Source organism: Pseudomonas sp. LBUM1659 (assembly GCF_059716045.1).
The window spans coordinates 2,875,570-2,886,584 of the sequence record NZ_CP166797.1 but is presented as its reverse complement, the minus strand read 5'-3'; the positions used below and the strand labels follow the sequence as shown (position 1 = coordinate 2,886,584).

At 58.8% G+C, this 11,015-nt stretch carries 10 protein-coding genes; 3 read left to right on the top strand and 7 right to left on the bottom strand.

Going from position 1 to position 11,015, the window contains the following annotated elements; translation table 11 throughout:
• Positions 1-114: 114 nt before the first annotated feature.
• The gene (locus ACA048_RS13120; protein WP_497629492.1) at positions 115-363 is read right to left on the bottom strand and encodes a hypothetical protein; all 249 of its coding nucleotides are present in this window, start codon (positions 361-363) and stop codon (positions 115-117) included.
• 716 nt (positions 364-1,079) lie between these two features.
• Here ACA048_RS13120 and ACA048_RS13115 point away from each other — a divergent pair.
• Genes ACA048_RS13115 through ACA048_RS13105 form a run of 3 tightly spaced genes read left to right on the top strand, consistent with a single transcriptional unit; the run spans position 1,080 to position 6,567 of the window.
• Positions 1,080-2,324 carry an exonuclease SbcCD subunit D C-terminal domain-containing protein gene (locus ACA048_RS13115; protein ID WP_497629491.1) on the top strand — a complete coding sequence of 415 codons (1,245 nt, stop codon included), beginning with the start codon at positions 1,080-1,082 and terminating at the stop codon, positions 2,322-2,324.
• Positions 2,321-5,962 carry an AAA family ATPase gene (locus ACA048_RS13110; protein ID WP_497629490.1) on the top strand — a complete coding sequence of 1,214 codons (3,642 nt, stop codon included), beginning with the start codon at positions 2,321-2,323 and terminating at the stop codon, positions 5,960-5,962. The genes ACA048_RS13115 and ACA048_RS13110 overlap by 4 nt, the downstream gene beginning before the upstream one ends.
• Complete coding sequence (locus ACA048_RS13105) at positions 5,959-6,567, top strand: glutathione S-transferase (RefSeq protein WP_497629489.1); 609 nt, start codon at positions 5,959-5,961, stop codon at positions 6,565-6,567. The genes ACA048_RS13110 and ACA048_RS13105 overlap by 4 nt, the downstream gene beginning before the upstream one ends.
• A gap of 146 nt (positions 6,568-6,713) precedes the next feature.
• Here ACA048_RS13105 and ACA048_RS13100 read toward each other — a convergent pair whose 3' ends face one another.
• The 6 genes from ACA048_RS13100 to ACA048_RS13075 form a co-directional block, all read right to left on the bottom strand.
• Positions 6,714-6,971 (bottom strand): hypothetical protein, encoded by a 258-nt coding sequence (locus ACA048_RS13100; RefSeq protein WP_497629488.1) that lies wholly within the window; start codon positions 6,969-6,971, stop codon positions 6,714-6,716.
• Between the two features lie 207 nt (positions 6,972-7,178).
• Positions 7,179-7,304 carry a hypothetical protein gene (locus tag ACA048_RS13095; protein WP_263288417.1) on the bottom strand — a complete coding sequence of 42 codons (126 nt, stop codon included), beginning with the start codon at positions 7,302-7,304 and terminating at the stop codon, positions 7,179-7,181.
• Between the two features lie 211 nt (positions 7,305-7,515).
• Positions 7,516-7,695: a hypothetical protein gene (locus ACA048_RS13090; protein WP_497629487.1), complete on the bottom strand. Its 180-nt coding sequence runs from the start codon at positions 7,693-7,695 to the stop codon at positions 7,516-7,518.
• Positions 7,696-7,850: 155 nt separating this feature from the next.
• The gene (locus tag ACA048_RS13085; RefSeq protein WP_497629486.1) at positions 7,851-9,032 is read right to left on the bottom strand and encodes a lactonase family protein; all 1,182 of its coding nucleotides are present in this window, start codon (positions 9,030-9,032) and stop codon (positions 7,851-7,853) included.
• On the bottom strand, positions 9,013-9,309 hold the full coding sequence (locus ACA048_RS13080; protein ID WP_497629485.1) for a DUF5629 family protein: 297 nt from the start codon (positions 9,307-9,309) through the stop codon (positions 9,013-9,015). Before ACA048_RS13080 ends, ACA048_RS13085 begins: the two co-directional genes overlap by 20 nt.
• A gap of 117 nt (positions 9,310-9,426) precedes the next feature.
• On the bottom strand, positions 9,427-11,007 hold the full coding sequence (locus ACA048_RS13075) for an aldehyde dehydrogenase (NADP(+)) (protein WP_497629484.1): 1,581 nt from the start codon (positions 11,005-11,007) through the stop codon (positions 9,427-9,429).
• Positions 11,008-11,015: the final 8 nt, after the last annotated feature.

Here is an 11,015-nt window from a genome sequence, read left to right as displayed (position 1 = left end):
CGCCTAAATCCCTGCTGTGAGGGTCGTTTTATTAATTAAGCAACGTGGCTCGTCAGCCGGCTTATTCAAATGCTGATCGCAGTCGGCGCATTATGGAATTCGAGTACCTGGTATTCAGTGGCCATAGGGGGGAGCAACGACTTCTTTGCCCCCTCGTTCATGGAGCACTTGCGGTTCCAGCCCAGGGAGATACTTACGCGCCGGAACCGCTTGTTCAAGCGCAGTACTGCCGACCTCACGATGCCGGCGTGGGTTGGGCGGCACCGTCGTTGGCAGTGGAGATACAGCACGCAGGATCTGAACCAACTCAGCCATAGTGTCGCCACCGAATACGTCTGGCCCGCGACTTACATACTGGTTCATTCCGGCTCGAGTTGCTTTAAAGCAGCTGTGGTCGAACTCAACATCCCCTTTCCCTGCACTTACTTTGCATTCCTTGAGTTTCGCCTGTCGCGCCTGACGATTACCCTCATACCAACGAACTGTTCTAAGGTTCTCAGGAGTATCTCTTGCAGCAGCTAGTTGTTTTTCTTCCTCAAGATCCCTTAGCCTCATACTCATAGTGTGAGATGCAGATCGTGCGTTATCACACCATGTGTAGTGCGGCATAGGATTGTACTTTGTTGAGTAACTGCAGCTTCTAAGGGTTCGATCTATCTCGGAAGGGTTATCGATAAACCATTGAACAGAAGGTGCTTTGTCGTCCCCGCATCCAACCAACATAAAAGAGAACATCAGTACAACAGAAAATTTTGCACTCACATCTACAAGTTCTGATAAGTGTAATGGCTGCCGCGCCCTAGTTCTGTTCATGTCGATCTTCGCTCCTAAAAGCGGCGACTTTGGCAAGCTGGCTTATTTTTAAATGCAGGGGGATTCAATTTCTGATGTAGGTTTAATCCGAAATTTTCTGCGGTTATGAATTGAGAGGGTCATTCACCTACCCATCCGCTGGTTGAAGCAAATTTGATTGGGAAAGCGTTTTTCGGAGGCAAGGCAGGTGTTTGCCAGTAAACTCCCCCCCTTTAGCCGCCATCATTCCCCGCGCGGCCATCACCTTATTTGCAACGGAGTCCGCCTTGCGTCTGTTCCACACCTCCGACTGGCACCTTGGGCAGAATCTGCACGGCCAGGAACGCGATTTCGAGCATGCCTGTTTTCTCGAATGGCTGTTGCGCCAGCTCAAGCTGGACCAGCCCGATGTGCTGCTGATCGCCGGCGACATCTTTGACACGGTCAACCCGCCGGTCAAAGCCCAGGAACGCCTCTACGACTTCATCGTCAGCGCCCACGAACAGCAGCCGTTGCTGACCATCGTGATGATCGCCGGCAACCACGACTCCGGCTCGCGGATCGAACTGCCTGCGCCGTTGATGCGCCGTCTGCGCACCCATGCGCTCGGCCGCGTGTTGTGGCTGGATGACGGGCAACTGGATGCCGAACGCCTGTTGCTGCCGCTTCCCGATGCCAACGGAGAGATTGCCGCCTGGTGCCTGGCGCTGCCGTTCCTGCGCCCAGCCGAAGTCACCGGCGCGCAGTTGGGCGACAACTACTTGCGCGGGATTGGCCAGGTTCACGAATGGCTGATCGCGGCCGCCAACGCCAAGCGCGCCCCCGGCCAGGCGCTGATCGCGATCAGCCACGCACACATGGCCGGTGGTTCTGTATCCGAAGATTCCGAGCGCAGCCTGATCATTGGCAACGCCGAAGCCCTGCCCGCCAGCCTGTTCGGGCCGAGCATCAGCTACGTCGCCCTAGGCCATCTGCACAAGCCGCAGAAGGTCAACGGCGAAGAGCGCATCCGCTACAGTGGCTCGCCTATTCCGCTGTCGTTCTCCGAGATCGGCTATCAGCATCAGATTCTCGACGTAACCCTCGACGGCGAAACCCTGGTCAGCGTCGAGTCGAAACTGATTCCTCGGGCCGTCAATCTGCAACGCATCGGCCCGGCGCCGCTGGCAGAGATCCTCCTGCAACTGGCCGACCTGCCCAACATCGATTTGCTGGCCGACATCCAGCGCCAGCCGTGGTTGGAAGTGCGCGTTCGCCTCGATGAGCCGCAACCCGACTTGCGCCATCAGGTAGAAACCGCGCTGCAAGGCAAAGCCGTGCGTCTGGTGCGCATCGCCGCCGAGTACGCCGGCAACGGAAGCCGTGACGGCGTCGACGACAGCACCGCACTGGTCGAACTGGACCAGCTCACGCCTCAGGAATTGTTCAGTCGCGCCTGGCAGGACAGCTACGGCAGTGAGGTCGATGAGCAAACGCTGAAGGACTTTGCCGAGCTGCTGCAAGACGTGCAGATGGAGAGCGAACAGCCATGAAGATCCTCGCGATCCGTCTGAAAAACCTTGCCTCTCTGGCCGGGCCGTTTGAAATCGACTTCACGGCCGAGCCGTTGGTCAGCGCTGGTCTATTCGCAATCACCGGACCCACCGGTGCCGGTAAAAGCACCTTGCTTGATGCCTTGTGCCTGGCCCTGTTTGGCGCCGTGCCGCGCCTGAGCAATGCCCAAGTCTCGGCGAAAGCACCGGACGCCGATGGCGAAATCAGCACCGGCGACCCGCGCACGTTGCTGCGGCGCGGTACCGGCGAAGGCTATGCCGAAGTGGATTTCGTCGGCATCGACGGTCGTCGCTACCGCGCGCGCTGGGAAGCCAATCGCGCCCGGGAAAAGGCCGGCGGCAAGCTGCAAGCCAGTCGCCAGAGTTTGCGCGACATCGATCAGGATCAACTGCTGGCAAGCCAGAAAGTCGAGTTCAAAACCCAGCTCGAATCCGTATTGGGCCTGAACTTCGAGCAATTCACCCGTGCCGTATTGCTCGCCCAGAGCGAGTTCAGTGCTTTCCTCAAGGCCAACGACAACGAACGCAGCGAACTGCTGGAAAAACTCACCGACACCGCGCTGTACACCCAGCTCGGTCGCCGCGCGTTCGACAAGACCAAAGAAGCACGAGAAGCGCACAAATTGTTGCAGGATCAGGCCACCGGCGTCACCCCGCTGTTACCTGAAGCCAGGGCCGAGCTGGATGAGCGCTTCAATGACGCGCAGCAACAACTGAAGACGCAGCAGGCGCAGCTCAAGCAGCTTGAATTGCAACACACCTGGCTCAAAGAACTGCGCCAATTGCAGGACGAGCAACTGAGCGCCACCGAGCAATTGACCGGCGCGCAGCAGCATTGGGAAAGTCAGGTCGGCGAACGCCTGAAACTGACGCGCCTGGAGCAGTTGGCCCCGCAACGGCACCAATTCGCCCGCAAAACCGAACTCACCGCACAGCTCACACCGCTGGCCGCGCAGATTCAGCTGCACACCCAACAGCAACAGGAACTGACCGAGCGCCAGACGCAACTCGAACAGAGCCTGAGCAGCGCCCACACCGCGCTGACAGAAGCGCAACATCAGCACACCCACAGTGCGCCGTTGCTGCGCCAGGCTTTTGAAGCGCAAAGCACCCTCGCCCGTCTGGTCAAGGACACAAGCCACAGCGCCGATCTCAAGCAGAACGCCGAACTGGCCTGTACTCAAGTTCAGAACACGATTCAAGGTTTGCTGGACCAGCAAAAACTCGTCGCCGAACGCCTGCAACGTATCGCCGGGGAGCTTGAACAAAGCACGTCTCTGGCGCCGCTCAGCGAGGCGTGGAATGCCTATCGCGATCGCCTGCAACAGCTGATGTTGATCGGCAATCGCTTGAACAAGGGCCTGGCCGAAATGGCCGCCCTGGAACTCAGCGCCACACGCGCAGCGGAAGAATTTGCCGCGCAAAAGCAGCAGTTGGAAGTGCTTTACAAAGAGGCTGACGCGGAGCCCGAAGCCGTGGCTGAACAGATCCAGCTGCTCGGCAATCTCTTGCAGGACAACCGCAAGCAACTGCGCGCCTTCGAAGAACTGACACGACTGTGGACTCGCCAACGGGAACTGGACACCCGCGGTGCGGAGCTTCAACAACGCCAGCTGACCGCTCAGCAGGAACGCGATCGCCTGACTCAGGACGGGGTGAAAACCAAGAACGAGCTGACCGTCGCCGAACAGACCCTGACCGTCACCCGCGAGCTTCTGGAACGTCAGCGTCTGGCCCGCAGCGCCAGCGTCGAAGAGTTGCGTGAGCAATTACAGGACGATCATCCGTGTCCGGTTTGCGGCAGCCCCGACCACCCTTATCATCAGCCCGAAGCGCTGTTGCAAAGCCTCGGTCGCCATGATGAAAGCGAGCAGGCCAACGCGCAAAAAGCCGTCGACCAGTTGAAGGAAAAACTCACGGATCTGCGTGCAGAAGTCGGCGGCTTGATCGCTCAGCAAAAAGAGCTGTTACAGCAGCAAGAGCAACTCGCCACCCAGCAACAAGCCCTGACGCCAAGCCTCGAAGCGCATCCATTGTCGACGCAATTAATGGCTCAGGACGCGAACAAACGCGATGCCTGGCTCGCGCAGCAAAACAATCAGTTGAACCAGAGCATCACCCAGGACGAACAGCGGCAAACCGCCCTGCTCACCTTGCAACAGGACGCCGCGCGCCTTCAGCAACAACTGCGCAGTGCCGAAACCGCAAGCCAGCAAGCGGCGCAGCACCTGAGCAATCAGCAACGCGAGTTGAGCAGCGACCGTCAGCGTCTGGCTGAAGAACTGACCGCGTTCAGCACCCTGCTCCCGAGCGAGACGCTGGAGGCTTTACGCAACGAACCCGCCGCGACGTTCATGCAGCTCGACCAGCAGATTGCCCAGCGTCTGGAGCAACTCGACCAGCAACGCGAAGAACTCAGCGAACAGCTGCAACGTCAGCAGGCACTGGAGAAAGAACAGGACCGTCAACACACCCGCGCTCAACAACTGGACGCCGCCCGACAGCAGTTCGATGCCCTCGCCGAGCAACAGCAGGCCTGTCAGCAAACACTGGCTCAATTGTTGGGTGAACACACCAGTGCCGAGCAATGGCAGCAGCAAATCGATCACGCCGTCGAACAGGCACGCACTGCCGAGTCGACGGCCAATCAGGAACTGCAAACCGTACGCACGCGCCTGGTGCAACTGGCGGCCGAACTCAAGGCCCGGCAGGAACGCGCCCAGGCAATGGAAACCGAAGACCGCGAGTTGAGCAGCAAGATTGCCGATTGGCGCGCGCAGCATCCCGAGCTGGATGACGGTGGTCTGGACGCGTTGCTGAGCGTCGACGATCAACAGCTCAGCGAACTGCGCCAGCAATTGCAACGCAGCGAAAAAGCCATTGAACAGGCCAAGGTCTTGTTTCAGGAGCGGGACAAGCGCCTGCTCAGCCACCAGGCGCAGCACAACGGCCATCTCGATGCCGAACAACTGGCCACCGCGCTGACCGAGCTGCAAAACCTGTCTGTCGCCAGCGAACATTGCTGCGCCGAACTGCGCGCCGAACAGGCCGAGGATCAGCGCCGGCAAAACGCCAATCAAGCCCTGGCCCAACAGATCGCCGACGCCTACACCGAGTACCAACGCTGGGCGCGTTTGAATGCATTGATCGGTTCGGCCACCGGCGACACCTTCCGCAAGATCGCCCAGGCCTACAACCTCGATCTGTTGGTGCACCACGCCAACGTACAGTTGCGGCAACTGGTGCGTCGTTATCGGTTGAAACGCGGCGGCAGCATGCTGGGGTTACTGGTGATGGACACCGAGATGGGCGATGAACTGCGTTCGGTGCATTCGTTGTCTGGTGGCGAGACGTTCCTGGTGTCACTGGCGCTGGCCTTGGGCCTGGCATCAATGGCGTCGAGCACGTTGAAAATCGAATCGCTGTTCATCGACGAGGGCTTCGGCAGCCTCGATCCGGAATCCCTGCAACTGGCCATGGACGCGCTGGATGGCCTGCAAGCTCAGGGCCGCAAAGTCGCGGTGATTTCCCACGTACAGGAAATGCATGAACGGATTCCGGTACAGATTCAGGTCCGACGCCAGGGCAATGGCCTGAGTACCCTGGAGGTGAAATGAATACGCTGTATTCCTTCCGCCGCTGCCCGTACGCCATGCGCGCTCGCATGGCGCTAAGTTACTCGGGCGCGCCGGTGAACATCGTGGAAGTCAGCCTCAAGGCTAAACCCGCAGAGATGCTGGCGTTGTCGAGCAAAGGCACGGTACCGGTGCTGAGCGTTGATGGCCGGGTCATTGATGAGAGCCTGGCAATCATGCAATGGGCTTTGGCACAAAACGATCCGCAGGACTGGTTGCTCAAGGATGATCCCACCGGACAAGCGCACATCGCGGTCCTGATCGAGTCGAACGATCAAACCTTCAAAGTGCATCTGAATCGCTACAAATACGCCGAACGTTATCCCGAACAACCGATGGAGGTTTATCGGGCCGAAGGTGAGGTGTTTTTGCGCCAGCTTGATGAGTTACTGGAGGGGCGCGATTACTTGCTGGCGGCGCATCCAAGCCTGGCGGATGTCGCGTTAATGCCGTTCGTACGACAGTTTGCCCATGTGGATCGCGAGTGGTTTGCGCAGACGCCTTACGTGCGGTTGCAGGACTGGTTGCAGCGGTTTCTGCAATCCGATCTGTTTATTAGCGTAATGCAAAAACAAAAACACCCATAACCTGTGGCGAGAGAGCTTGCTCCCGCTGGGCTGCGAAGCAGCCCCCTGCAATCCTTCTGAACCACCGAGTTGTCTGGTTTTACGACTGCTGCACAGCCGAACGGGAGCGAGTTCCCTCGCCACAATGGATCGTGGTGACTGTTGGCTCAGGCAAACACTTCACACATCTGCAACACCGAGCAATCCACCTGGAACGGCCCGAAGAAATCGTGCTGGCGTTTAATGGGCGGATTGCCCGCCAGCAGCGCCAGCGCCTTCTGCGTTTCAATATTGCGTGCGAGGTTGTGATTGGCTTCTATGGATCGGGCCACGGAACCCGCCGAACCCTGCCCGATGCCCAGCAACGAAGAGCCGTTGGTGATGAACGCCAGGAACGCAATCACCCAAAGTTTGCGCCCTTTCATGCCCCGACCACTCCCACCAGCTCCGCGTGATCGAACAGCGCAGTTGCCAGATAGGCGCCGTGTTTGGCAGAAGTGAGGATTGAGCTGGCCATGGTGTTCTCCGTGGGCATGTTTCGATGCCCACAGAATCAATCAAAAAAGCTGGGGTAACCACTCAGGGTTATCCATAGTGACCATCAGCTTCGTTGATCATTAAGCCAGTCAATTTCAGTCTTCGATAAAACTCATCATGCGCTCGCGGGCCGCGTCCGGCTCGTCTGGAACAGGCTGGGCATCCGAAAGTAAGGGGGTGGAATACAGAAAAAGAAGAACCACTGCCACGCGCATCGCCATGTTGTCGATCCTTGTTATTAGAGTTGGAATCAAAAACCGAGCGCCAAATCTAAACTCGCGGCCATGAGATATCAATGCGTACGTTGATGGCAATGTAATGCTGTCGTAAACGCGTTATGCAGGAGCGACATCACTCAGGTTTCTACAAGCTTTTAAGCTCGATAGACGCCAGTGACTTCGCTCCTGCATAAAAATGTGCAGGGTTTGAATTTCAGGCTTGGGCTTTGTGATCCAGGGCGGCGTAGAACTTGGCGCTCTGTTGCAGGTATTTCTGGGTGTAGCTCTGGGTGTGGGATTTTTTGTCGCTGATTTCGACGTTGGCACTGGCTGGCAGAGCAACGGAGGCAGAGATGGCGGAAGCAGCGATGACAGAGAAGAGATTGAAGTTCATGGCGGTATTCCTCGCATTCAGTTGGCTTGCTTGCCCGGTGGGGCCGTGAAGCAAACTTAACCTTCGAGTATTCTCGTCTGAAATCCTTTGTAGCATTAGCAGATATCAGCGTCATTAATACAAGGATGCAGGCCCCATCAACCGGGGCCTGCGGCCTATTGACGCAGCAGAAACTTGAGATCGCTCGGCGCGTCCATCGGCAGTTTCTGCACGGTTTTACCCAGCAGACCAGTCTTGGCGTCACGTTCGACGACGACAACCTGGTTGCTCTTCTGGTTGGCGATCAGCACGAACTTGCCACTGGGATCGAGGCTGAACTCGCGCGGATGCTCCCCTTCCACCGAGCGTCGCTGCAGTTCCTTGAGGTGGCCGGTCGCAGGATCAATGGCAAACACCAGCAATTGATTGGCGGTGCCACGGTTGCTGACGTAGAGGAACTTGCCATCAGACGAAGCATGCAGTGCTGCCGCCGCTTTATCGGACGCGGGCTGGCCCGCCGCCAGGTCGACCATTTGTGTTTGCTCAAGCTTGCCATTCTGGTAATCGAAAACCGCCACCTGCGCACTCATTTCCATGGTCAGCCAGGCATGCTTGGCGTCGGCACTGAACAGTAAATGACGCGGCCCGCTCCCTGGCGGCATCTGCACGGACGCCGGTGTGGCGGGCGTCAACGGCAGGTCCGGATTGGCCTTGGCGTCGAAGCGGTAGACAAAGACCTTGTCTGCCCCCAAATCATTGGAGAACACGAAGCGGCCGTCTGGCGAGGAGATCGTCGAGTGCACGTGCGCCGACATCTGCCGCTCAGGGTTGACCCGACTCGCCGGATGACTGCTCATCTGCTCTACGTTTTCAAGTTTGCCTTCAGCGCCCACCGGCAACACCGCGAGTGTGCCGCCTGGATCTTCAGCCACCGAATAGTTGCTGACAAACAGATGACGGCCATCGCCGCTGAGGCTCGAATGAGTTGGCTCGTTGCCCAGGCTCTGGACCTGATTGATCAGGCTCAGCTCTTGGGTCTTGGAGTCGATCGCATAACTGCTGACACGCCCGACCGGATCTTTCTGCCCAGGGCCGTTTTCATTGACCACGAACAAGTGACGCTGATCCTTGGACAAGGTCAGCCAGGACGGGTTTTCGCTTTGGACCACTTGCAGTGGCTTGGCCTCGATCTGCCCGCTGGAACTGTCGAAGTTCAGGCGATAAATCCCCTGACTCTGCCCCGCCGTGTAGGAACCCACCAGCAACTGATACTCGTCGGCCAAGGAAGCCTGAACGACCATCGCGCCGACGCTGCATGCGATCAACAGCGGCCAGAGATTACGCCCCCTCAAGCTCATCGTCCTCGTCGTCATGACCACCAATTGCGGTCAGGCACACCAACCGATGCTCGCCGGAATCGCCGGTGATCACCCAGCTTTGCAGGGTTGGGTCGAAGGTGGCTGCCTGAACCTGCTCCGGGGTGAACTCCCAGTGCTTGGCCGCTCGCCCATCCATGCACTCGATGTGCAGGTTGTCGAATTCATCGAGGGAGAATTCGAACGCGTGCAACCCGTCGATTTCCACCATGTCGCAGTGTTCGAGGGTGTTGAGCAAGGTATCGGCTTCGGTAGTCATGGCAATCAATCTTTGAATGGGAAAGATGCAATGATAACTCAATGTGTGGGCGGCCCAATGCTGACCTCACTCCCACACACAACACCGCCGCTCCTACAGGGAGATTGTGTTTAACCGTTAGAGCGCTTCGCGCGACGGCTGCCCATCCACCAAGCGCTGGATGCGCAACGGATTGCCATTCTTCAACGCGTCCGGCAGCAGATTGTCCGGGTAGTTCTGGAAGCATACCGGGCGCAGGAAACGGTCAATCGCCAAGGTACCCACCGAGGTGCCGCGCGCATCGGACGTCGCCGGGTACGGCCCACCGTGGACCATCGAATCGCAGACTTCCACGCCGGTTGGATAACCATTGAGCAGAATCCGCCCGACCTTTTGCTCAAGCAAAGCCGTCAATTCGCCGAACTGCTCAAAGTCCGCCGGATCGCCAATGATCGTCGCCGTCAGCTGCCCATGAAGCCCATTCAGCGCCGCAGTGAGTTGCGCCTGATCAGCCACTTCCACCACCACCGTGGTCGGGCCGAACACCTCTTCCTGCAAGACTTCATCACCGTTGATCAACAGGCTGACGTCAGCCTTGAACAACTGCGGCTGAGCCTGCTTACCCTGTTGCGCGTTACCTGCCAGGTGCGTGATGCCGGGATGCGCGAGGAGTTTTTCCAGGCCCTTGCCATAACTGCTCAAGGTCCCGGCATTGAGCATGGTTTGCGCCGGCTGATCATTGATCAGTCCGGCGACCTGCTGCACGAACGCGCTGAACTGTGGTGAACAAATCCCGATCACCAGCCCGGGATTGGTACAGAACTGACCACAGCCTTGAACCACCGACGCGGTCAGGTCACGAGCGACCGATTCAATCCGGCTCTGCAACGCCTGTGGCAACACGATCACCGGGTTGATGCTCGACATTTCGGCGAACACCGGGATTGGCTGCGCACGTGCCGCGGCCATGTCACACAAGGCGCGACCGCCCTTCAGCGAGCCGGTAAAGCCCACGGCCTGAATCGCCGGATGCTTGACCAGCGCTTCGCCGACCCCGCCACCGTAGATCATGTTGAACACACCGGCCGGCATGCCGGTTTTTTCCGCGGCACGGAGGATCGCGTCAGCCACCCATTCGGCGGTGGCCATGTGACCGCCGTGAGCCTTGAACACTACCGGACAACCGGCCGCCAGGGCCGATGCGGTATCGCCCCCAGCCGTCGAGAACGCCAAGGGAAAGTTGCTGGCACCAAACACCGCCACCGGGCCGAGGCCGATGCGGTATTGGCGCAAGTCCGGACGCGGCAGCGGCGTGCGGTCCGGTAGTGCCCGATCAACGCGGGCACCATAGAAGTCGCCGCGACGCAGCACTTTGGCGAACAGACGCATCTGACCGCTGGTGCGACCGCGTTCGCCTTGAATGCGGCCAGCGGGCAGCGCGGTCTCGCGGCAGACCACGGCGACGAACTCGTCACCCAACGCGTCCAGCTCATCGGCTATCGCATCTAGAAATTGTGCGCGACGCTCAGCGCTCAGGCTGCGATAGGCCGGGTAAGCCGTTGCGGCGGCCTTGGCGGCGGCGTCCACTTCTTCCGGGGTAGCCTGGAAGAAATCGTGCGGCAACGCTTCGCCGGTGCTGGCGTCGACGCTCTGAAGTTTGAGCGAACCGGCAGCGCTGCGCTGGCCGCCGATGTAGTTGTGTCCAAAAATCCGGGTCATGCCTATCT